Annotated in this window: 19 protein-coding genes; 5 read left to right on the forward strand and 14 right to left on the reverse strand. The window is 68.6% G+C overall.

Features of this window, described 5'->3' with window-relative positions; translation table 11 throughout:
* The first annotated feature begins 282 nt into the window (after nt 1-282).
* Entirely contained in the window at nt 283-2,820 is a 2,538-nt protein-coding gene (gene mgtA, locus PG2T_RS10650) for a magnesium-translocating P-type ATPase (protein ID WP_068805083.1), read from the forward strand.
* Between the two features lie 79 nt (nt 2,821-2,899).
* On the opposite strand, the gene PG2T_RS10655 is transcribed toward mgtA, so the two are convergent.
* Entirely contained in the window at nt 2,900-3,490 is a 591-nt protein-coding gene (locus PG2T_RS10655) for a transposase (protein WP_068805085.1), read from the reverse strand.
* 316 nt (nt 3,491-3,806) lie between these two features.
* Between PG2T_RS10655 and PG2T_RS10660 the strand changes: the two genes are divergently transcribed.
* The 3 genes from PG2T_RS10660 to PG2T_RS10670 are packed head-to-tail and all read left to right on the forward strand — an operon-like array spanning nt 3,807 to nt 6,489.
* Nucleotides 3,807-4,199, forward strand: a complete 393-nt coding sequence (locus PG2T_RS10660) for a gamma-glutamylcyclotransferase family protein (protein ID WP_068805088.1) — start codon at nt 3,807-3,809, stop codon at nt 4,197-4,199.
* Complete coding sequence (locus tag PG2T_RS10665; protein WP_068805091.1) at nt 4,196-5,437, forward strand: multifunctional CCA addition/repair protein; 1,242 nt, start codon at nt 4,196-4,198, stop codon at nt 5,435-5,437. Before PG2T_RS10660 ends, PG2T_RS10665 begins: the two co-directional genes overlap by 4 nt.
* A complete protein-coding gene (locus PG2T_RS10670) occupies nt 5,434-6,489 on the forward strand; it encodes a PA0069 family radical SAM protein (protein ID WP_068805094.1) in 1,056 nt (351 codons plus the stop codon). The genes PG2T_RS10665 and PG2T_RS10670 overlap by 4 nt, the downstream gene beginning before the upstream one ends.
* A gap of 31 nt (nt 6,490-6,520) precedes the next feature.
* Here PG2T_RS10670 and PG2T_RS10675 read toward each other — a convergent pair whose 3' ends face one another.
* The 6 genes from PG2T_RS10675 to PG2T_RS15560 all read right to left on the reverse strand — a co-directional run bounded on the left by PG2T_RS10675 (nt 6,521) and on the right by PG2T_RS15560 (nt 12,259).
* Nucleotides 6,521-7,636 (reverse strand): sulfate/molybdate ABC transporter ATP-binding protein, encoded by a 1,116-nt coding sequence (locus tag PG2T_RS10675; protein WP_068805097.1) that lies wholly within the window; start codon nt 7,634-7,636, stop codon nt 6,521-6,523.
* The gene (cysW, locus tag PG2T_RS10680) at nt 7,633-8,511 is read right to left on the reverse strand and encodes a sulfate ABC transporter permease subunit CysW (RefSeq protein WP_068805100.1); all 879 of its coding nucleotides are present in this window, start codon (nt 8,509-8,511) and stop codon (nt 7,633-7,635) included. Before cysW ends, PG2T_RS10675 begins: the two co-directional genes overlap by 4 nt.
* A gap of 3 nt (nt 8,512-8,514) precedes the next feature.
* Nucleotides 8,515-9,351 carry a sulfate ABC transporter permease subunit CysT gene (gene cysT, locus PG2T_RS10685; protein WP_068805103.1) on the reverse strand — a complete coding sequence of 279 codons (837 nt, stop codon included), beginning with the start codon at nt 9,349-9,351 and terminating at the stop codon, nt 8,515-8,517.
* Between the two features lie 115 nt (nt 9,352-9,466).
* On the reverse strand, nt 9,467-10,468 hold the full coding sequence (locus PG2T_RS10690; protein WP_068808225.1) for a sulfate ABC transporter substrate-binding protein: 1,002 nt from the start codon (nt 10,466-10,468) through the stop codon (nt 9,467-9,469).
* 125 nt (nt 10,469-10,593) lie between these two features.
* On the reverse strand, nt 10,594-11,946 hold the full coding sequence (locus PG2T_RS10695) for an OprO/OprP family phosphate-selective porin (protein ID WP_068805105.1): 1,353 nt from the start codon (nt 11,944-11,946) through the stop codon (nt 10,594-10,596).
* A gap of 139 nt (nt 11,947-12,085) precedes the next feature.
* Entirely contained in the window at nt 12,086-12,259 is a 174-nt protein-coding gene (locus PG2T_RS15560; protein ID WP_075968173.1) for a YezD family protein, read from the reverse strand.
* Nucleotides 12,260-12,568: 309 nt separating this feature from the next.
* Between PG2T_RS15560 and PG2T_RS10700 the strand changes: the two genes are divergently transcribed.
* Nucleotides 12,569-14,002: a sigma-54 interaction domain-containing protein gene (locus tag PG2T_RS10700; RefSeq protein WP_145931071.1), complete on the forward strand. Its 1,434-nt coding sequence runs from the start codon at nt 12,569-12,571 to the stop codon at nt 14,000-14,002.
* 8 nt (nt 14,003-14,010) lie between these two features.
* Here the strand turns inward: PG2T_RS10700 and modC are convergent, their stop codons facing one another.
* From modC to PG2T_RS10735, 7 genes are all read right to left on the reverse strand, one after another.
* On the reverse strand, nt 14,011-15,132 hold the full coding sequence (gene modC, locus PG2T_RS10705; RefSeq protein ID WP_075968174.1) for a molybdenum ABC transporter ATP-binding protein: 1,122 nt from the start codon (nt 15,130-15,132) through the stop codon (nt 14,011-14,013).
* Nucleotides 15,129-15,803: a molybdate ABC transporter permease subunit gene (modB, locus tag PG2T_RS10710; RefSeq protein WP_068805113.1), complete on the reverse strand. Its 675-nt coding sequence runs from the start codon at nt 15,801-15,803 to the stop codon at nt 15,129-15,131. The genes modC and modB overlap by 4 nt, the downstream gene beginning before the upstream one ends.
* Before the next feature lie 3 nt (nt 15,804-15,806).
* Entirely contained in the window at nt 15,807-16,571 is a 765-nt protein-coding gene (gene modA, locus PG2T_RS10715) for a molybdate ABC transporter substrate-binding protein (RefSeq protein ID WP_068805116.1), read from the reverse strand.
* Between the two features lie 35 nt (nt 16,572-16,606).
* Nucleotides 16,607-17,944 (reverse strand): OprO/OprP family phosphate-selective porin, encoded by a 1,338-nt coding sequence (locus PG2T_RS10720; protein WP_083214879.1) that lies wholly within the window; start codon nt 17,942-17,944, stop codon nt 16,607-16,609.
* A gap of 58 nt (nt 17,945-18,002) precedes the next feature.
* Nucleotides 18,003-18,809, reverse strand: a complete 807-nt coding sequence (locus PG2T_RS10725) for a TOBE domain-containing protein (RefSeq protein WP_068805122.1) — start codon at nt 18,807-18,809, stop codon at nt 18,003-18,005.
* Between the two features lie 330 nt (nt 18,810-19,139).
* Entirely contained in the window at nt 19,140-20,645 is a 1,506-nt protein-coding gene (locus tag PG2T_RS10730; RefSeq protein WP_068805137.1) for an aldehyde dehydrogenase family protein, read from the reverse strand.
* Between the two features lie 108 nt (nt 20,646-20,753).
* Complete coding sequence (locus PG2T_RS10735; RefSeq protein WP_068805140.1) at nt 20,754-21,182, reverse strand: winged helix-turn-helix domain-containing protein; 429 nt, start codon at nt 21,180-21,182, stop codon at nt 20,754-20,756.
* Between the last annotated feature and the right edge of the window lies 1 nt (nt 21,183).

The following is a 21,183-nucleotide window of genomic DNA, read 5'->3' on the forward strand; positions in this document are numbered from 1 at the left end:
CATGCTGGCGCCCGGAAAACGCCGCCAGCACCGGCGTCGGCACCGCCGTCTGGCCAAACGCCCACGGCATCGGGCACAGCGTGGCGGCATCGCACAGCACGACCCCTGCCTGCAGCGCTGCCATATCACCGCTGCACAGGCGAAGGTCGCTGTCTGCGGATGATCGGGAGACCGGAAGCGCGGGCGATGCAGCCACCAATAAAACCAGCGGGAAGCCGGCCGACATGGCGGCGTCCCTATACTGCGCCAGCACTGGACGACTTTTTACCGGCGAGCCCTGTCATGGCGGACGCGAAGCTCGAAGCCTATTGGTCCTTGCCGCGACAGCCGCTGTTCGACGCACTGGACAGCCGGCCAGAAGGCCTGACCGGCGCCCAGGCCGCGCGGCGGCTGGCCGAGCACGGTCCCAACCGGCTGCCCGACGGCGAACGAATGGCGCCGGCCGCCCTGCTGCTGAAGCAGTTCACCGATCCGCTGGTGCTGATCCTGCTGTTCGCGGGCGCGCTGTCGGCGTTTCTGCACGAATGGCTGGACGCGGCCATCGTGCTGACTATCGTGCTTGGCAGTGGCGGGCTGGGCTTTGTTCAGGAGTACCGCGCTTCGGTGGCGGTGGCGGCCCTGCGTCAGCGGGTTGCCAGCAAGGTGACGGTGCTGCGCGATGGCACGCCGGTCAGCCTGCCCAGTGAGGCGGTGGTGCCGGGCGACGTGGTGCTGCTGTCGGCGGGCAGCCTGGTGCCGGCCGACGGCGTGCTGCTGGAGGCCAAGGACTTTTTCGTCTCCGAATCCGTGCTGACCGGCGAAACCTTCCCGGTCGAAAAAAGCCCCGGCACGGCGCCGGCCAAGGCTGGCCTGGCGCAGCGCCACAACTGCGTATTCATGGGCACCTCGGTGCGCAGCGGCACGGCCCACGCGCTGCTGGTCGACACCGGCGCAACCACCGCCTTTGGTGGCATCGCCCACCGGCTGCGACGCCGTTCGCCGCCGACCGAGTTCGAGCTTGGCATCCACGGCTTCGGCGTTCTGCTGACGCAGGTGATGGTGGGGCTGACGCTGCTGGTGTTTGCCATCAACGTCTACTTCCACCGCCCGGTGATCGAAGCGCTGCTGTTCTCGGTGGCGCTGGCGGTCGGCCTGTCGCCCGAGCTGCTGCCGGCGATCATGACCATCACGCTGTCGCACGGCGCGCGGGCGATGGCCAAAAACGGCGTGATCGTGCGCCGCCTGGCGGCGATCGAGAACCTCGGCAGCATGGATGTGCTGTGCACCGACAAGACCGGCACCCTGACCGCCGGCGTGATCCGCCTCGATGGCGTGCCGGGCAGCGACGGCGAAGCCTCGGCACGGGTGGCCCAGATCGCCTACCTGAACGCCCACTTCGAGACCGGCATCGGCAACCCGCTCGACGAGGCCATCGTCGGCAGCGGCGCGCCGACGGGGCTGGATGTTGCCGGCTGGCGCAAGCTGGACGAGGTGCCGTACGACTTTTTGCGCAAGCGCCTGAGCATCGCCGCCGCAGGTCCGGATGGCATCCCGCAACTGCTGACCAAGGGCGCCTTCGCCAATGTGCTTGCGGTATGCGACCGGCTGCGGGTAGGCGATGCCGTGCTCGCCCTGGACGAGGGCCAAAGCGCGCAGTTGCAGCAGCGTTTCGCCGCCTGGAGTGCGCAGGGATACCGCGTGCTTGGCGTGGCCAGCCGGACGCTGCCGGTGCAGGCCAGCTACCACGCGGCCGACGAAACCGAGCTCTGCTTCGAAGGCTTTTTGCTGTTCTTCGACCCGCCCAAGCCGGACATCGAGCGCACGCTGGCCGACCTGCGCCGCCTGGGCGTGACGGTCAAGATCATCACCGGCGACAACCGACTGGTGGCCACGCACGTGGCGCAGCAGGTGGGCATGGCCATGCCGGTCGTCATCACCGGTGCGCAGCTCGACGAAATGCGCGACGAGGCGCTGTGGCAGCGGGCCACCGGCACCGACCTGTTCGCGGAGGTGGACCCGAACCAGAAGGAACGCATCATCCTGGCCCTGAAGCGCAGCGGCCATGTGGTCGGCTACCTGGGCGACGGCATCAACGACGCCCCGGCCCTGCACGCCGCCGACGCCGGCATCTCGGTCGAGACGGCGGTGGACGTGGCCAAGGAGGCGGCCGATTTCGTGCTGCTGCGCCACGATCTTGACGTGCTGCGCAGCGGCATCGAGTTCGGCCGCAGCACCTTCGCCAACACCCTCAAGTACATCTACACCACCACCAGCGCCAACTTCGGCAACATGGTCAGCATGGCCCTGGCGAGCCTGTTTCTGCCCTTCCTGCCGCTGCTGCCCAAGCAGATCCTGCTCAACAACTTCCTGTCCGACCTGCCGGCGATGGGCATCGCCACCGACCGCGTCGATGCGGAGGCGGTGGCCAAGCCGCACCGCTGGGACGTGGCCGCCATCCGTCGCTTCATGCTCACTTTCGGCTTGATCAGCTCGGTCTTCGACGGCCTGACGTTTGCACTGTTGCTGTGGCTGACCGACGGCGCGCCAGCGCACTTTCGCACCGGCTGGTTCGTGGAATCGCTGTTGACCGAGCTGTGGGTGCTGCTGGTGGTGCGCACCGCCCGGCCCGCCTATCGCAGCCGTCCCGGCCGCCTGTTGTGGCGCTTGACGCTGCTGCTGACCGGACTGACGCTGGCGCTGCCCTATCTGCCGCTCAGCCACACGCTGTTCGACTTCACGCCGCTACCGGTGAACGTGCTGGCGGCGGTGCTGGGCATCACGGCGCTGTACCTGATCGCCACCGAACTGGCCAAGCGGCGGCTGTTCCGGGGCCTGGGCTGAACCACCCGCCTGAGCACAGGCCGGACCTGCACCTGCGCCGTATCGATGGCGCGGTATCGAGATGTCCGGTTTGTTCAGGTCAGCGGCGCCACGCGTCGGCCTCCTCGGCGGCGACCACCAAAGGATTGTCGCGGTCCATGGCCCATTGGGCTGGGTTGTCCAGGATGTATTGGCGGATGCGGTTCAGCGAGCCTTCGTCGCGGACCACGTGTTCGTAGTAGTTGCGTTGCCAGACCGGCGCGCCGGGTGTTCCCCGGCTGGCGTTGATGTTTTTTGTGACGGCGGATTTGAACGAACCCACGATGGCGCCGATGGAATGGCGTTGCGGACCCCGCGGCCGCCCGGTCGGCGCGGGGTCCCGTAGGGGCGACGCATGCGTCGCCCCAACCGTCGCCCCCACGTTCGATAACACGATGATTCCGTGGACGTGATTCGGCATCACCACGAAGGAATCCAGTCGCGCCAGGGGGAAATGATCGGGGATGGCGCACCAACCAAGTTCGACCAATTGCCCGGCCGGGTTCAACCGCATCTCGCCGTCCGCCAGCTCGCCGAACAGGCACGCCCGATCCGGCGTGCAGACGGTGACAAAGTACGCCCCGGGCTGGGAATAATCATGCCCTTTCAGCCGGATGCTGCGGCGGGTGTATTGCGCCTGGGCTGGTTTCATGGGCCGCGCCTCTTTCATGACCTACCCTGCGGCCGCCCGGTCGGCGCGGCCCGGTAGGGGCGACGCATGCGTCGCCCCTACCGTCGCATACGGCATCCCGTCGGCACAACGCGTCCGGCAATCCCGTTGGGGCGACGCATACGGCATCCCAATGGGGCCGCGCGTCCGGCATACCCGTAGGGGCGACGCACGCGTCGCCCCTACCGCCGCATTCGGCATTCCATCGGGGCGGCCCGGCATCGCGGCGGCGAATCCGCCCGGCGCGCGAGGTGCGCTGATAATAGCCACGATCCACCGCCAGGTTTCGCGCCCGATCATGCAAAAGCCGCTGGTGTTCGTATACGGCAGCCTGCGCCGGGGCCAGCGCGCCCACCCGCGCCTGCGCCCGGCGGCCGTGTGCCTGGGGCGGGCCTCGGTCATCGGGCGCCTGCACGATTGCGGGTGCTATCCGGCGGCTCGGCCGAGTCGGCGACCGGGCGAGCGCGTCCACGGCGAGCTGTACCGCCTGACCCGGCCGGACGTGCTGGCCGCGCTCGACCGTTACGAGGATTGCGATCCACAGGCGCCGCGCGGCGGCGAGTACCGGCGCGAGCCGGTGGCTGTGCGCCTGGCCGGTCGCCGCCTGAGCGCCTGGGTGTACTGGCACAACGGCCCGCTGCGCGGCGCGCGGCGCATCCGCACGGGCGTCTGGCGCGGGCCGGGGCGATGAAACCGGCCTTTCAAACCTGCCTGGTCGGCGGCGCGGTGCGCGACCGCCTGCTCGGCCTGCCGGTGACCGACCGCGATTACGTGGTGGTCGGCGCCACACCGGACGACCTGATCGATGCCGGTTTCAAGCAGGTGGGGGCCGACTTTCCGGTGTTCCTGCACCCGCAGACCGGCGAGGAATACGCCCTGGCGCGCACCGAGCGCAAGACCGGGCGCGGCTATCACGGCTTCGCGGTCAGTTTCTCGCCGGACGTGACGCTGGAACAGGACCTGCAGCGGCGCGACCTGACCATCAACGCCATGGCCCAGGATGCGGACGGCCACATCATCGATCCGTTCGGCGGCCAGGCCGATCTGGCGGCCCGCCGCCTGCGGCATGTGTCGCCGGCATTCGCCGAAGACCCGGTGCGCATCCTGCGCGTGGCGCGCTTTGCGGCGCGCTTTCATCGGTTGGGTTTCACGGTCGCGGACGAAACGGCGGACCTGATGCGGCAGATGGTGACGGCCGGCGAGGTCGACGCCCTAGTGCCGGAGCGGGTCTGGCAGGAATTCGAGCGGGCGCTGCGCGAGCCCGATCCGCAGCGCTTCATCGGCGTGCTGCGCGACTGTGGCGCGCTGGCAAGGGTGCTGCCGGAACTGGACCGCCTGTTTGGCGTGCCGCAGCCGGCCGAGCCGCACCCGGAAATCGACACCGGCGTGCATGTGCTGATGGTGCTGGAACAGGCCGCGCGCCTGAGCCCCGACCCGCAGGTGCGCTTCGCCGCCCTGATGCACGATCTGGGCAAGGGCAGCACGCCGCCGGCCGAGTGGCCCAGCCATCACGGGCACGAGGCGCGCAGTGTCGGGTTGCTCAAGACGCTGTGCGAGCGCCTGAAAGTGCCGGTGGCGTACCGGGAACTGGCGATCGCCGTCGCCCGCGACCACGGCAACGCCCACCGCGCGCTGGAGCTGCGCCCCGGCACGCTGCTGGAAGTGCTGGAACGCACCGACGCCCTGCGCCGGCCGCAGCGTTTCGCGCAGTTCCTGCTGGCCTGCGAGGCGGATCACCGCGGCCGCACGGGCTTCGAGAATCGGCCCTACCCGCAGGCACAGCGGCTGCAACGGGCCTTCGAGGCCGCCCGCGGCGTGGACGTGGCGGTCCTGGTGCAGCGCGGCCTGACCGGCGAGGCCATGCGCGAGGCGCTGCGCGCCGCCCGCACGCAGGCGATCAAGCAGGCCGTGGCGGAGCCGGCGGCGTGAACGAACCCGCCTCGCCTCCACCCAAGGGCCGCGGCACCGGCCAGAACCCCACCCCGCGCTACGCCCGCCAGGCGCGGCTGGCCGATCCCGCCGACGAACCGGTAGCCGGCCCGCGCACGGTGGTCAGCGTGGACGCCACGCGCTCGGTCCTGACCCGCAACGACTCGCCGGATTTGCCGTTCAACCAGTCGCTGAATCCCTACCGCGGCTGCGAGCACGGCTGCATCTATTGCTTCGCGCGGCCCAGCCACGCCTATCTGGATCTGTCGCCGGGTCTCGATTTCGAGACCCGCATCCTGGCCAAGCCGCGCGCCGCGCAGCTGCTGGCCGACGCCCTGCGCAAGCCCGGCTACCGTTGCCAGGTGCTGGCCATGGGCACCAACACCGATCCCTACCAGCCGGCCGAGCGCAACTGGCGCATCACCCGCAGCGTGCTGGAACTGCTGCTGGACTGCCGTCATCCGGTGGCGATCGTCACCAAGTCGGCGCGCGTGTGCCGGGACATCGACCTGCTTGCCGAGCTGGCACGGCAGGAACTGGCGACCGTGTTCCTGTCCGTCACTACGCTGGACGCCGACATGGCCCGCACGCTGGAGCCACGCGCCGCGGCGCCGCAGGCGCGGCTGGACGCCATCGCCCGGCTGGCGCAGGCCGGCGTGCCGGTGGGTGTGCTGGTGTCGCCCATCGTGCCGGCGCTGACCGACCACGAACTCGAACGCATCCTGGAGGCCGCCCACGGCGCCGGGGCGCGCTTTGCCGGCTTCGCCCTGGTGCGGCTGCCGGGCGAGGTGGCGGGTTTGTTCCAGGACTGGCTCACGCACCACCACCCGCTACGCGCCGCGCACGTGATGAACGCCATCCGTGCCAGCTGGCGCGGCGAACTGGCCAGCAGCGCGTTCGGCGAACGCCAGCGCGGGCACGGCCCGCAGGCGCAGCTGATCGCCCAGCGCTTCGATCTGGCCTGCCGGCGGCTCGGCCTGGGCCAGGCGCCGCAGCTGGCCACGCAGCATTTTCGTCCGCCCGCCGGCGGTCAGCTCGGCCTCGGGTTTTGAGTCTGGCGGTCTGGCGGGCGGCGCGCTGCCGTCAGGACGCGGGCGGGCTGCAAACGGCGGCGACTGCCGTGCCGGCCGCGGCGCCATTTGCCGGGTCTTGCGCAAACAGGCGCACGCGGCGGGCGCGCAGGAACAGCCGCTCGCCGATCGCGTAGGGGTTTTGCGCGTAGCGTTCGCGCGGCAGATCGACCTCCACCAGGCCGGCGTCGGCGCCGCGCTCGAGCTCGATGCGCACCAGCGCGCCCATGGCCCGCACGCCGCAGACCACCGCGGCATCCAGCGCGCCGGCCTCGTCGGTAGACAGCTCGATCTCGTGCGGGCGCAGGTAGGCCGAAGCGGCGCCGCTGGCGGTGGCGTGTTCGGGCGCCGGCGCGCGCCAGTTGCCGATGTGCGCCCAGCCGTCGTGCAGGCGGCCGTGGAACAGGTTGACGCTGCCCAGGAAGCTCGACACGAACGGCGTGGCCGGCTGTTCGTAGACCTCGTCCGGCGTGCCGACCTGCTCGATGCGGCCGCGGTTCATGACCACGATGCGGCTGGCCACTTCCATGGCTTCTTCCTGATCGTGGGTCACGAACACGCTGGTCACGTGCAGTTCCTCGTGCAGGCGGCGCAGCCAGCGGCGCAGTTCCTTGCGCACATTGGCGTCGAGCGCGCCAAACGGTTCGTCCAGCAGCAGCACCCGCGGCTCGATGGCCAGCGCGCGGGCCAGCGCCACTCGCTGGCGCTGGCCGCCCGACAGCTGGTGCGGATAGCGCGCGGCGGCGTAACCGAGCTGCACAAGTTCCAGCAGCCGCTGCACGCGCTGCGCGATCTCGGCCGCCGGCGGACGCTGCTTGCGCGGCCGGGCCTTGAGGCCAAAGGCGACGTTCTCGAACACCGTCATGTGTCGGAACAGCGCGTAGTGCTGGAACACGAAGCCGACTCCGCGCTCGCGCACGTGGCGGCCGGTGGCGTCCTCGCCGTGGAACTCGATGCGCCCGGCATCGGCCTGTTCGAGGCCGGCGATGATGCGCAGCAGCGTGGTCTTGCCGCAGCCGGATGGGCCGAGCAGCGCCACCAGCTCGCCGGTGGGGATGTGCAGGCTGACGTCGCCCAGCGCCTGGAAGGTGCCAAAGCGCTTGCTGACCTGATCGATGACGATGCTCATGCGGTTTGTCCGTGCGGGAGGGGGGCGCTGTCTGGAATCGGCGCGTCCTGGGCTTGCGCGGTGCGCCACTCCACCACCGTCTTGATGCCCAGCGTGACCAGTGCCAGCAGTGCCAGCAGCGAGGCGCAGGCAAAGGCGGCCACGAAGTTGTATTCGTTGTAGAGGATCTCGACGTGCAGCGGCAGCGTGTTGGTCTGGCCGCGGATGTGACCGGACACCACCGAGACCGCACCGAACTCGCCCATCGCCCGGGCGTTGCACAGGATCACGCCGTACAGCAGGCCCCACTTCACGTTCGGCAGTGTCACCTTGCAGAACACCCGCCAGCCGCCGGCGCCCAGCGTCAGCGCCGCCTCTTCCTGGTCCGCGCCCTGCGCCTGCATGAGTGGGATCAGCTCGCGGGCGACGAACGGGAAGGTGACGAAGATCGTCGCCAGCACGATGCCCGGCACGGCGAAGATGATCTGCACGTCGTGCTCGATCAGCCACGGCCCGAACCAGCCGTGGGCACCGAACAGCAGCACGTAGATCAGGCCGGCGATCACCGGCGAGACGGCGAACGGCAGGTCGATCAAGGTAATCAGCAGGCTTTTGCCGATGAACTCGAACTTGGCGATGGCCCACGACGCCGCCAGGCCGAACACCAGGTTCAGCGGCACGGCAATGACGGCCGCGATCAGCGTCAGGCGCATGGCGGCGCGGGCGTCAGGTTCGCTGAGCGCGGCGAAGTAGGCCGCCGGTCCCTGGCGCAACGCCTCGGTGAGCACCGCCGCCAGCGGCAGCAGCAGGAACAACACCAGGAAGGCGAACGCGAGCAGCGTCAGGCCCACGCGCAGCCACAGCGGCTCCAGCAGGGCGGGGTTGTGCCGGGCCATGCGTCAGACTCCGCCGGTGCGCCGCCGGCTCCAGGCCTGCAGCAGGTTGATCGGCAGCAGCAGCAGGAACGACAGCGTCAGCATCGAGGCGGCAATGGCCGTGGCGCCGGCGTAGTCGTACTGCTCCAGCTTGGTGATGATCAGCAGCGGCGTGATCTCGGACACGAACGGCAGGTTGCCGGCGATGAAGATCACCGAGCCGTATTCGCCCAGCGCCCGCGCGAAGGCCAGCGTGAAGCCGGTCAGCAGCGCCGGCCAGATGGTCGGCAGGATCACGCGCCGGAAGGTCGTCAGGCGGCCGGCGCCCAGACTCGCCGCGGCTTCTTCAAGCTCCGCCTCGGCATCCTCGAGCACCGGCTGTACCGTGCGCACCACGAACGGCAGGCCAATGAAAATCAGCGCCACCACGATGCCCAGCGGCGTGAAGGCCACCTTCACGCCCAGCGGCACCAGCAGCGCGCCCAGCCAACCGTTGGGCGCGTACAGCGCCGTCAGGGCGATGCCGGCTACCGCCGTGGGCAAGGCAAACGGCAGGTCCACCAGCGCATCCACCAGCCGCCGGCCGGGAAAGCGGTAGCGCACCAGCACCCAGGCCACCAGCAGGCCGAACACCAGATTGACGGTGGCCGCGAACAGGGACGCACCGAAGGTCAGGCGATACGAGGCCAACACGCGCGGGCTGCTGATCGCCTGCCAGATGCCCTCCCAGCCAAGCTGCGCGGCCTTCAGAAAGGTGGCCGAGAGCGGAATCAGCACGATCAGGCTGAGGTAAAGAACGGTGAAACCGAGCGTGAGCCCGAAGCCGGGTAGCACGCTGCGCGAACGGATCTGGGAAAGCATTCGAGTTGTTCCTGGTTCGGTCGGCCCGGTGGGGGCCCGGCTCCCGGCGCGGGGTGGAGTGGAGGAACTCCCACGCGCCGGGGCCGGGCCCCGCCAGGTTCCGTGCCGGAGTGGATCAGCGCCCGGCGGCGTAGATCTGGTCGAAGATGCCGCCGTCGGCGAAATGCGTCGCCTGCGCCTTGTCCCAGCCGCCGAAGGCCTCGTCCACGGTGAACAGCTCGATCGGCTTGAACGTGTCGGCGTACTTGGCCAGCGCCGCCGGGTCACGCGGCCGGTAGAAGTGCCGGCCGGCGATGTCCTGCCCCTCGGGGGTATAGAGGTACTGCAGGTACGCCTCGGCCAGATCGCGCGTCTTGCGCCGGTCCACCACCCGGTCCACCACCGTCACAGACGCTTCGGCCAGCACCGACAGCGACGGGTAAACGATCTCGAACTGGTCCGGCCCGAGTTCCTGCTGCGCCAGGTAGGCCTCGTTCTCCCAGGACAGGAACACATCACCGATGCCGCGCTGCACGAAGGTCGTGGTCGAGCCGCGGGCGCCCGAATCGAGCACCGGCACGTTGCGATACAGCTTGGTCACGAACTCGCGCGCCTTGTCGTCGCCGCCGTACTTGCGCTTGGCGAACTCCCACGCCGCCAGATAGTTCCAGCGCGCGCCGCCGGAGGTCTTGGGATTGGGCGTGATCACCGACACGCCGGGCTTGACCACGTCGTCCCAGTCGTGGATGCCCTTCGGATTGCCCTTGCGCACCAGCAGCACGATGGTCGACGTGTACGGGGCGCTGTTGTTGGGCAGGCGGCTGATCCAGCCGGCGGGAATCAGCCCGCCGTTGACCCGCAGCGCATCCACGTCATAGGCCAGGGCAAAGGTCACCACGTCCGCGGCCAGGCCGTCGATCACCGCCCGCGCCTGCTTGCCGGAGCCGCCGTGCGACTGGTTGATGGTGACCGTCTCGCCGGTCTGGTCTTTCCAGTGTTTGGCAAAGGCGGCGTTGAAGTCGACGTACAGCTCGCGGGTCGGGTCGTAGGACACGTTCAGCAGCGTTCGGTCGGCGGCCAGCGCCGCGCCGATGCCACCCAGCAGCACCAGCAGGCCAAGCACGATGGCGACCAACATGGCGTGGCCGCCCGCCGGCTTGCGCTGCAGCGGCAGTTCGGGCTCGAAATCGGGCCGGTTTTGCTCCAGTTCCCAGAAATAGGTTTCAAAGGTCATGACTGAACTCCTGAGTGAGGCGGCACGGGTCAGAAATCGACCTGGGCGCGCACGGTGTAGGCGCTCGGTTCGTCGCCGTCGGCGGCATTGCCCGGCCGGTCGAGGTCGAGCACCTTGATGTAATTGGCCTGCAGCTTGACGTTGGGCGTCAGGTGCCAATTCAGGCCCACGGTGAGGTTGCGCTGCTCGCCGCCGACCAGCGGGCCGTCGTTCAGGTCCAGGTTCGACAGACGCAGCGCCAGCTCCCAGGCGCCGATGCCGCCCTGGCCGACGATGCCCAGCGGCGTGACGCGGTCGAACACACCCTCGCTCGCCTTGTAGGGACGGCTCTCGCCGGTGATGAACCAGCTGGTCAGCACGTACCAGCCGTTCAGATCCACGTCACTGGTCGATTTGCGATTGACCTTGGTGCCGATGTATTCGCTTTGCACCGACCACGGGCCCCATTCGCCGGCGGCCTCCAGGCCGTAGCTGTCGACGTGATCGGTACCGGTCAGCACGCCGGTATCGACCAGGCGCACGTCGGTGATGTTGCTTTCCGGCCGGGCGCGCCAGCGCAGCTCGTTGGTGGAGTCGTCAGGATCGAGACGGCGCACCGCCGCGCCCAGGTGCAGCACCCGCCCGGTGTCCCAGAACGGCGCCCACGTACCGCGCGCGGTGACGTCGTAGCCCTCGTCGCCCTCGGCGGCAGCGTCATCCTCCGGCCGCTCGCCGAACACCCCGCCGGCTAGGCTCCAGTTGGCGCCGGAGGTCTGCACGGCGGCGCCGATGTGTCGGGACGGCGCGAACACGTCGATCAGCGAGCGTTCCAGGAAGGTCAGCGCGCTGTCGCTGCTGACCTGCTCGAAGCTGAACGGCTCCTTGAAGTTGCCGACCGTGATCGTCAGCGGAGCAAAGCCGGTGTAGCGCAGGTACGCATCGCGGATGCCGCGGGCGGCCGAATCGCTGGCGTTGCTGGACGAGAACTCGTACTCGACCTTGTAATCCCAGACGCGAAACACCTTGCCCTCGGCGCTCAGACGCGCGCGGCGGATGGCGGTGCCGTCGCCCAGCTGCTGCTTGTCGGCGTCGTAATGCGCGTAATCCACCTGCACCCGCCCGCCGGGCTTGAACTCGAAGCTGCCGTCGTTGGATGCCAGCTTCACGCTGCGCCCGTTGTGCGTGACCTTCACGCCCTTCTGCTGGTCGGCCAGAGCCTGCTTGTCCCGCTCCTCGCGGTCGATTTCCAGCTGCCGGCGCAGCACACGCAGCTCCTGGTCGAGCTGCTCGACACGCTGTTCAAGACTGGTATTCACGTCGGCGGCGGCCTGTGTGGCGACCGGCGCCGCCCACAGGACGGCCAGGCCGCCCAGCAATGGCAGGGCGTGCGTAAAGGCTTTCATGGAAAAGTGCTCCCGATTTTTTTCACTTGAAGCCTCCGGTGGCCCGGTCGGTCGTGCGTGATTGCTTTAGTTGAGAAAACTGGCTGCGTGCGTACGCTGGCCGGCACGGGTCAGACCCGTTGGGGATGGCGCGCCACGGTCAACACTGCTCGCCGGAGGAGGACAGGCGCAGTTTCTCGGTGCGTTCGATCTGCACCACGCGGCCGTCGTGGACGGTGATTTCCACCGCGCCATAGCGCAGCCCGCGCAGCGCATCACTCAGACGCCGCAGGACTTCCTGTGACAGGCTTTCGGTGGGGCTGGGCGAGGTCATGCGTGATCACCGGTGGTTCGTGGCAGTGCTGCCACCCGGCCTACATATCAAGCGTCGTGCCAATCTCGTCCAATCGCCACGAAAGTGGCCTGCGTACTGGCTTTTAATGCCTGTCTGGCGTCCGATCAGTCAAGAAAGATATTGCATATTTGCCGGATAGCTAGTCGAATGAGACGGCTATCCAGTAAAGATCATCGAATAGCCATGCAAGCTCGCAAATCGGTACTGCTCCCGCTATGGCGGGCCGTGGGTCATGACGGGGAGCTCGAAGACGCAGTCGGGTCAGTGGCGGCGCTGATTGGCCGTGCCATGCCTGTCGAACGTCTGGAGCTGCTGCGCTGCGAACCTCGGGCGCGGCGTTTCGAGACCGCGGCAGCAACGGGTCGGCCAGCCTCGGCGCCCAAGGCCTGGCAATGCACGGCCAATGACTGGCAGACCCTGGCTCGCGAAGCAACCGACGGCGCGGTGCTCGCTGTAGACGATGACAACGCCTGCCTGCCGGCGCTGCGGCCACTCGCCCTGCAAGGCCTGGGCAGCGGGCGGCTGGTCGGCGTGCTGCGCGAGGGCAACGGGCCGCTGCTCGGGCTGGCGGTGATCGAGGCGCCGCAACCGTACTCGGCACAGCACCGGTCCGACTTTGCGGCGCTGCTGGAACCGCTGGCGACCCTGCTGGCGCGCGATGCCCGGCGGCGTGCGGTAGAGCGCGAACGCGCGGCGGCACAGGCGGAGTTGCAGTCGCTACGTGGGCACCTGGGGCGCGACAGCGAGACCGACACCATCGTCGGCGCCGACCGGGGTCTGCATACCGTGATGCAGCGCGTGGCCCAGGTGGCGCGCTCGGACAGTTCGGTGCTGCTGCTGGGCGAGACCGGCTCCGGCAAGGAAGTGGTCGCACGCGCCATCCACGAACGCTCGCGCCGCGCCGGCGGGGCGTTCGTGCGCGTCAACTGCGGGGCGCTGGCGCCGGAACTGGTCGACTCGGAGCTGTTCGGCCACGAGAAGGGCAGCTTCACCGGCGCCATCGGCCAGCGCCGCGGCTGGTTCGAGCGCGCCGACGGCGGCACGCTGTTTCTGGACGAGGTCGGCGAACTGCCGCTGTCGGCCCAGGTGCGCCTGCTGCGCGTGCTGCAGGACGGCGGCTTGCAACGCGTCGGTGGCGAGCAGACGCTGCAAGTGGACGTGCGCATCGTCGCCGCCACCCACCGCGACCTGCCGGCCATGGTGGCGCAGGGCGCCTTTCGTGAAGACCTGTGGTATCGCCTGGCGGTGTTCCCGATCCGCATTCCGCCGCTGCGCGAACGGCGCGACGACATCCCGGAACTGGCGCATCACTTCGCGCGGCGGGCGTGCCTGAAACTGGGCCTGCCGCCGCGTCTGCCGGACGCGCGCGAGCTGGCACAGCTGGCGGATTACCCGTGGCCGGGCAACGTGCGCGAACTGGCCACGGTGATCGAGCGCGCCGCCCTGCTGGGCAGCGGCGATCGGCTCGATTGCGCCGCAGCGCTTGGCATGGCTGCGCCGGCCTTGCCGTTGGCGGCGCCGGCTGGCTCGACCGGCGGCGAGTTCCCGACCCTCGACCAAGCCATGGCGGCGCACATTCGCGCCGCACTCGCGCGCACGCAGGGGCGGGTCGAGGGCCGCCGCGGCGCCGCCCGGCTGCTGGCCATCAACCCGCACACGCTGCGGGCGCGCATGCGCAAGCTGGGCGTGGTGCCCGCGCAGCACCGGCCAGCGGACGACTGACCAGCCTCTCAGCCCGACTGGCCGCCAACCAGCACCCGCCGGTCGAAGGAAACGCCCTTGATCAGCGCCCACACCGGCTGGCCCACCATCAGACCCAGCGTTGCCACCGCCTCACGGGTGATGCGGGCGCGCAGGTGTGGGCCGCTGTCATCGGCTCCATCCAGGGCCAGCAGCAGTTCGGCATAGGCGCTGGCCGGCTCGGCGTCGATGCGCAGCACGGTGGCCTGCAACTGGTTGCGGATGCTCACGCCTTCGACCCGCTGCAGGGCGATCGCCACGTCGCGGGCGCGCACCCGCAGGCGCACCGGCGCGCCGGGCGCGTCGTCGATGTGCGGCAACCACAACCGCTGGCCGCTCACCTCCACCTCGGTCAGGGCGTAGTCCGGCGCCTGCCCGAGCACATGCGCGTGCAGCAGCACGCCGGCCTCGAAATGGCCGGACACGGCCTCGGCCTGCGGCTGTTCCAGCACCGCATGCACCTCGCCGCGGGCCACCACCCGGCCGGCGGTCAGGATCAGCACCTCGTCGGCCAGCTGGGCGACTTCCTCGACTGCGTGGGAGACGTAGATCAGCGGAATGCCGAAACGCCCCGGCAAGTGGCGGATGTAGGGCAGCAGCTCCGCCTTGCGCTTCAGATCGAGCGCCGCCAGCGGCTCGTCCAGCAGCAGCAGGCGCGGGTTGGCCAGCAGCGCCCGGGCGATGGCGACGCGCTGGCGCTCGCCACCGGACAGGCCGCCCACGCGACGGCCTAGCAGCGGGGCAAGATCGAGTGCTGCCACGACCTCATCGAAACCCGGCGCATCGGCGCCCGGCCGCGCCCGGTGGAGCGCGTAGCGCAAATTGCCGGCCACGCCGCGGTGCGCGAACAGCCGCGCATCCTGGAACACGTAGCCGATGCCGCGCCGATGCGGCGGCAGGCGCACGCCGGCGGCGTCCTGCAACAGCGTGCCGCCGAGCTGCACGCGTCCGCGCGCCGCCGGCTCCAGCCCGGCCAGCGCCCGCAGCAGGGTGCTCTTGCCGCTGCCCGACGCACCCATCACGGCGGTGATGCCGGCCAGCGGCAGCGTTTCGCAGGCGCGCATCGCAAAGGCGCCGTGGTCGACGCTCAGGTCGAAGGCCAGCGCGCTCACGCGGCATGCACCGGAAAGCGGCGGTTCAGGGCATAGACCAGCACCAGCACCGCAAACGAGAACACCAGCAGTCCACCGGCCAGGACATGCGCCTGGTCGTAGTTGAGGGTCTCAACCTGCTCATAGATGGCGATCGAGATCACCCGCGTGCGCCCGGGGATGTTGCCGCCCACCATCAGCACCACGCCGAACTCGCCCAGCGTGTGCGCGAAGCCGAGCACGCAGGCGGTGACATAGCCGCGCAGCGCGAGCGGACTGGCGACGGTGAAGAACGCATCCAGCCGCCCGGCACCCAGCGTGGCCGCGGCTTCCAGCGGACCGCGTCCGACGGCCTCGAAGGCGCCCTGCAACGGCTGCACCACGAACGGCAGCGAGTAGATCATCGAGGCCAGCACCAGCCCGCTGAAGGAAAAGGTCAGCGTCTGCCCGGTCAGGCGCAGCCAGGGCTCGCCCAGCACGCCGGCCGGCGCGAACAGCACAAGCAGATAAAAACCGATCACCGTCGGCGGCAGCACCAGCGGCAGCGCGGTCAGCGCCTCGATCAGCGGTTTGACGCGCGTGCGGGTATGCGCCAGCCACCAGGCCAGCGGCGTGCCGATCAGCAGCAGCAGTGCCACGGTGATGCCGGCCAGACGCAGGGTGAGCCAGACCGGGCCCAGATCGACCGTCATGCTTCAGGGGGCGGGCAGGTCATAGCCCAGGGATTGAATCACGTCGCGGCTGGCCGGGGTTTTCAGGTAAGCGAGGAAGGCCTGCGCCGCTGGATTGGCGCGGGCGCGCGTGACCAGGATGGCGTCCTGCTTCAGCGGCGGGTACATCTCCTGCGGCACCGTCCAGTGGCTGCCCGGTTTGGGACCGGCAATGACGGCGGACAAGGCGACGAAGCCGGCCTCGGCAGCGCCGCTGGCGACCATCGAATAGACCTGTCCGATGTCCTCGCCGCGCACGACCTTGTCTTGCATCCCCGCCCACAAACCCAGCTTTTCGAGCACTTGCTGGGCGGCGGCGCCGTAGGGCGCGACGGCCGGATTGCCGATCGCCAGATGGCGGAATGTTCCGGCGCGCAAATAGGCCACGCCATCGTCGCCGATGGCCTGCGGGTCCGGGCTCCACAGCGCCAGCCGGCCAATGGCGTAGGTGAAGCGCGAGGCCGGCACGCCCAGGCCGCTTTTTTCCAGCACGTCCGGGCGCTCGACATCCGCCGACAGCAGCACGTCGAAGGGCGCGCCCTGCTGAATCTGCGTCACCAGCTTGCCCGAGGAGCCCAGCACCACGGTCAGCTGGTGCCCGCTGGCCTGCTCGAAGGCCGGCTCGATGCGCGCCATGGCGGCGGCGAAGTTGGCGGCGACGGCGGCGACCACCTCGTCGGCCCGGGCGGCAGCAATATTCAGCAGCAGAGTGCAGAGCAGTACGACACGATGAAAATGCCGATGGTTCATGATGGGATTCCCCCGGTAAGAGTGCGTGAAGGGCTTCAGAAATCCACGTGCAGGCGGCCGGTCAAGCTGCTTGGTTCGTCGTCGTCCGCGAGATTGCCCGGGCGGTCCAACTCCAGTACCCGCACGTAATCCAGCATCAGGCGCAGATTGGGTGCCAGATACCAGTTCAGGGCCAATGTCAGGTCGCGTTGCTGGCCGCCGACGATGCCGGCATCGGTCAGGTCAACGTCGCTCAGGCGCGCGGCGACCTCCCAGGCGCCCCAGCCGCCCAGACCCACGCTGGCTTTGGGCGTTACGCGGTCGAAGATGCCGTCGGCCACCTTGTAGGGTCGGGTCTCGCCCGTCAGGAACCAGCTCGCCTGCGCGTACCAGCCGTCGAAACTCGCATCGCGCGCCTTCGCACGCGTCAGGTTGGCGCGCATGTACTCGGCCTGCAGCGACAGCGGCCCCCACACGCCGGCTGCCTCTGCGGCGCTGGCCAGAAAATCGTCCACGCCGGTCAGCTGGCCGGTGTCCACCAGAAACACGCCGGTAACGTTCGATTCCGGCTTGCTGCGCCAGCGCAGGGCATTGCCCGAGTCCTGTGGCTCGTGGCGCCAGGCCGAAGCCCCGAAATGCAGCACCCGACCGGGGTCCACGAAGGGCGCGAAGGTGCCGCGCGCGCTGAGGTTCCAGCCTTCGTCGCCTTCCGCTGCCACATCGCCTTCCGGCCGTTCGCCCGCCGCCGCGCCGGCCAGGCTCCAGTGCGCCCCCGAGCCCTGCACGCCGATACCAATACCGCGGCCGGGCACGAAGGTCTGCGACAGCGCCCGCTCGGTGAAGGTGAGGTTGTGGGCGCTCATCATCTGTTCCAGTCCGAACGGCTGCTTGAAATTGCCGGCCGTGATCAGCAGTGGCGCAAAGCCCTTGTACCGCAGGTAGGCATCGGTGATGCCCTTGCTGTTGGTGCTGCTGGTCGAGTTGTCGGCGAATTCGTACTCGAACTTCCAGTCCCAGTCGCGATACAGCGTGCCCTGGGCATACAGGCGGGCACGACGCATATCGGTGCCGTCGCCAAGCTTCTGGCGATCCTGGTTGTAATGCGCGAAGTCGGCCTCGATGCGCCCGCCCATCTGGAAGCTGAAATCGCCGCTGGGCGACTGCATCTTCAGGCTCTTGCCGTCGGTGACCGGTCGTACCCAGGTGTTGGCCTCGACGCGCTGGCGCGCCGTGCGCTCCGTGTCCAGTTCGGACTGGAGTTTCCCGACCAGGCTTTCGAGTTGGTCCAGGCGCTGCTGCATGGCCGCCAGGTCGACCGGCGGCGTGTCGGCGGCGTATGCGGTGTCCAGGGCCAAACCGGTACAAATGGCGACCGTAATTGCTCTGCGAAGCATGGAATTCTCACTGTGACTTGTGCTTTAAATCAGGTGGCGGACCACCGCAGGCAGCTGTTCAGGCATTGACGCCCAGGATCACGCTGCCGGCCTTGAACATCGCGCAGGCCGCACTGCCTTCCTGTAATCCCAGACTGTCCAGGCTGTCGTTGGTGATGATGGCGCTGACCGCGGTGCCGCCCGGCAGGTCGATCACCACGTCGGCATTGACGCTGCCGCGGGTGATGCGCGACACCGTGCCGCACAGCCGGTTGCGGGCCGACAGCTTGATGTGCGGATCCGGCGTGGTCAGCAGCACCGAGGGCGCCTTCACCAGCGCCCAAACCTCGCCGCCGGGCGCGAGCTGGAGTTCCGACAGGCTCTCCATGGTGATCATGGCGACCAGACGGTCGTGGTCGTTGAGGGTGATCGTCACCTCGGCGTTTATCGAACCGACGCGGATGCCGGTCACGGTGCCGAAGAACTGGTTGCGGGCGCTGGTTTTCACGGCCAATCTCCTGATGAGTTGATAGGTGTCTGTCTGTTCGAGCTGCGCTTGCAGCCCGATCAGGAAGCGGCGCTGGTGTTCGTGAACCAGCCGGTGGGTGCGCACCAGTCGCTCACCGGCCGGGGTCAATCGGGTGCCGCCGCCGGCACTGCCGCCGCTTTGCGTCACCAGCAGGGCTTCGCCGGCCAGGTTGCGCAGCGCATCGACCGCGTTCCAGGCGGCGCGGTAGCTCATGCCCATGGCCTTGGCCGCTTGACTGATGGAGCCGGTGGCGCCAATCCGCTCCAGCAGCCGGATGCGCCGATCCTCCAGCGGACCCTGGCCGTCCGGACCGAGTTCGACCGAGCCTTTGACTTCCCAGCGCGCTTGCGGGGCCATCTGTCCTCCGGAGGCGTATTGCATCGGTGTGCATAACGGGTGACGAACCAGCTTCGCGGTGCATTCATCAAAATCCGGGCCAACTCAGGGAAAGATATATAAAAACTATATTTTTCAGTCGGTTGTATTAATTATTCTTGGATTCAACAGGCGTCTTGATGCCTGCCACTGTACGGTTTGTGCCAGACGCGACATCCCGTTTGTGGCGAAGTCTTTAGGCGAAATGTCCGGCATTGCCGGATCTGCGCCGGGCGTCGCGTTGAGTACCAGCGACTATAACGAGAGGCAAAAAAAGGGCCCGGCCGCAACGCGACCGGGCCCGATTTGCCGTCAGCCCTGGAACAGGCCCAGCGGCCCTTCCTCGAGGTTGATCACCACGCTCTTGGTCAGCGTGTAGTGGTTCAGGATGTCGAAACAGAACTCGCGCCCGAAGCCGCTTTGCTTGTAGCCGCCCAGCGGCATGCCGGGCTTGAGGTTGAAGTAGCGGTTCACCCACACGGTGCCGGTCTGCATGGCGCGCGAGATGCGATGCGCGCGGGTCAGGTTGCGCGTCCACAGACCGCCGGCCAGCCCATAGGTGCTGTCGTTGGCCATGCGCAACACCTCGTCGTCGTCCTTCCAGGTGATGGCGCAGGTGACCGGGCCGAAGATTTCCTCCTGGGCAATGCGCATGCTGTTGTCCACGTCGACCAGGATGGTCGGCTCGATGAAGTTGCCCTCGTCCAGCCCCGGGCCGCTGGCACGCTTGCCGCCGCGGTAGACCCTGGCACCTTCCTGCATGCCGATGTCAATGTAGGACAGCACCTTGTCGCGCTGCATCACGGAGGCCTGCGCGCCGATCTGCGTGGCCGGATCGGTGGGGTCGCCCTGCTTGACGGTGTCCAGCGTGCGGGCCAGTTTTTCCAGGAACTCGTCGCGAATGCGCTCGTGCAGCATCAGGCGCGTGCCGGCAATGCACACCTCGCCCTTGTTGAAGATGGTCGACAGGGCTGCCGCTTCCACGGCGGCGTCGATGTCGGCATCGTCACACACGATGTGAGCGGACTTGCCGCCCAGTTCCAGGGTCTGCGGAATCACATTGGCGGCGGCGTAGCCCATGATGCGGCGGGCGGTGGCGATGGAGCCGGTGAAGGCCACCTTGCGCACCAGCGGATGGGACACCAGCGCCTCGCCGACGTCGGCGCCATAGCCGGTGACCACGTTCACCACGCCCGGCGGCAGCACGTCGGCCACTTCGCGGAAGAACTCGAGCACCGACAGGCATACCGTCTCGGCCGGCTTGAGCACGATGGTGTTGCCGGCCGCCAGCGCCGGCGCGATCTTGGTCGCCATCATCACCAGCGGCACGTTCCAGGGAATGATCTGCGCCACCACGCCGTAGGGCTCGCGATGCACGATGCCGATGGCGTCCGGGTAGTCCAGCGACTGGCCATGCAGGTGGAAGGCCGCACCGGCGAACAGCTCGAATTGCGCGATGGTGGTCGGCAGGTCGAAATGCAGTGCCTCGCGAATCGGCTTGCCGTTGTTGAGCGTCTCCAGCAGGGCGAAGTCCTGCATGCGCGCCTTCAGGCGCCGCGCCAGCTCCAGCAGCAATTCCTGACGCTGACCCGGCGTGCTGTGGCCCCAGGTGGTGAATGCTTTGGCGGCGGCCTGCACGGCCCGTTCCGCATCCGCGGCGTTGCCGGCCTGGATGCGCGACAGGCGCTGACCATTGGCCGGATTGAGCAGGTCGATGGTCTTGCCGCTGTCGCCGCTGACCCATTCACCACCGATGAAATGGCCGTACTCGGGCAGATGCAGTGCGGCCGCGGAAGGCTGTTGCAGGGGTTTGTTCATGGCAATCTCCTTGGAGGTGTTGGGGAATGAGTGGCGCGTCGGCGCTGCGGCCTGGGCATGGCAGCGCGTCGGTCGGCGTTCGTTATTTCCCATTGAATATAAAGAAAATCAATCAACGACGCGCGTTTTGCCAGCCCCGAGGTCGTCACTGCGGTGGCGATCCGGGTCCGCAGATCGCGGCGCCAGCTTTTCGGCCAGCCGCATCAGGCCATCGTGCAACACCGTTGCGGCCTGCGCTTGCAGCGACTGATACAGGGTCAAAACCTCGGCACCGAGCGGCGTCAGCGCGGCGCCGCCACCGTGCGCACCGCCACGGCTGGCGCTGACCAGTGGCGCCGCAAAGTCACGGTTCAGACAATCGACCAGTTGCCAGGCGCGCTTGTAACTCATGCCGATGCGTCGCCCGGCGGCGGAGATCGAACCGGTCTCGGCAATGCCCCGCAGCAGCTCGGCCTTGCCCGGACCCAACGACACGCCGGGCGCCAGGTCCAGCCGCAGCCTGGCGCGTGGCTGGCCAGACACGTCCACCTGCGCCACC

The sequence above is a fragment of the Immundisolibacter cernigliae genome (assembly GCF_001697225.1).
Lineage (GTDB): Bacteria > Pseudomonadota > Gammaproteobacteria > Immundisolibacterales > Immundisolibacteraceae > Immundisolibacter > Immundisolibacter cernigliae.

Bases quoted from the DNA above. Each gene is read 5' to 3' on its own strand.
- PG2T_RS10730 (WP_068805137.1), bottom strand. From the start codon at position 20,645: ATGAACAAACCCCTGCAACAGCCTTCCGCGGCCGCACTGCATCTGCCC.
- PG2T_RS10720 (WP_083214879.1), bottom strand. From the start codon at position 17,944: ATGCTTCGCAGAGCAATTACGGTCGCCATTTGTACCGGTTTGGCCCTG.
- cysT (WP_068805103.1), bottom strand. From the start codon at position 9,351: ATGCTTTCCCAGATCCGTTCGCGCAGCGTGCTACCCGGCTTCGGGCTC.
- modA (WP_068805116.1), bottom strand. From the start codon at position 16,571: ATGAACCATCGGCATTTTCATCGTGTCGTACTGCTCTGCACTCTGCTG.
- mgtA (WP_068805083.1), top strand. From the start codon at position 283: ATGGCGGACGCGAAGCTCGAAGCCTATTGGTCCTTGCCGCGACAGCCG.
- cysW (WP_068805100.1), bottom strand. From the start codon at position 8,511: ATGGCCCGGCACAACCCCGCCCTGCTGGAGCCGCTGTGGCTGCGCGTG.
- PG2T_RS15560 (WP_075968173.1), bottom strand. From the start codon at position 12,259: ATGACCTCGCCCAGCCCCACCGAAAGCCTGTCACAGGAAGTCCTGCGG.
- modB (WP_068805113.1), bottom strand. From the start codon at position 15,803: ATGACGGTCGATCTGGGCCCGGTCTGGCTCACCCTGCGTCTGGCCGGC.
- PG2T_RS10660 (WP_068805088.1), top strand. From the start codon at position 3,807: ATGCAAAAGCCGCTGGTGTTCGTATACGGCAGCCTGCGCCGGGGCCAG.
- PG2T_RS10665 (WP_068805091.1), top strand. From the start codon at position 4,196: ATGAAACCGGCCTTTCAAACCTGCCTGGTCGGCGGCGCGGTGCGCGAC.
- PG2T_RS10700 (WP_145931071.1), top strand. From the start codon at position 12,569: ATGCCTGTCGAACGTCTGGAGCTGCTGCGCTGCGAACCTCGGGCGCGG.
- PG2T_RS10695 (WP_068805105.1), bottom strand. From the start codon at position 11,946: ATGAAAGCCTTTACGCACGCCCTGCCATTGCTGGGCGGCCTGGCCGTC.
- PG2T_RS10675 (WP_068805097.1), bottom strand. From the start codon at position 7,636: ATGAGCATCGTCATCGATCAGGTCAGCAAGCGCTTTGGCACCTTCCAG.
- PG2T_RS10725 (WP_068805122.1), bottom strand. From the start codon at position 18,809: ATGGCCCCGCAAGCGCGCTGGGAAGTCAAAGGCTCGGTCGAACTCGGT.
- PG2T_RS10655 (WP_068805085.1), bottom strand. From the start codon at position 3,490: ATGAAACCAGCCCAGGCGCAATACACCCGCCGCAGCATCCGGCTGAAA.
- PG2T_RS10690 (WP_068808225.1), bottom strand. From the start codon at position 10,468: ATGTTGGTCGCCATCGTGCTTGGCCTGCTGGTGCTGCTGGGTGGCATC.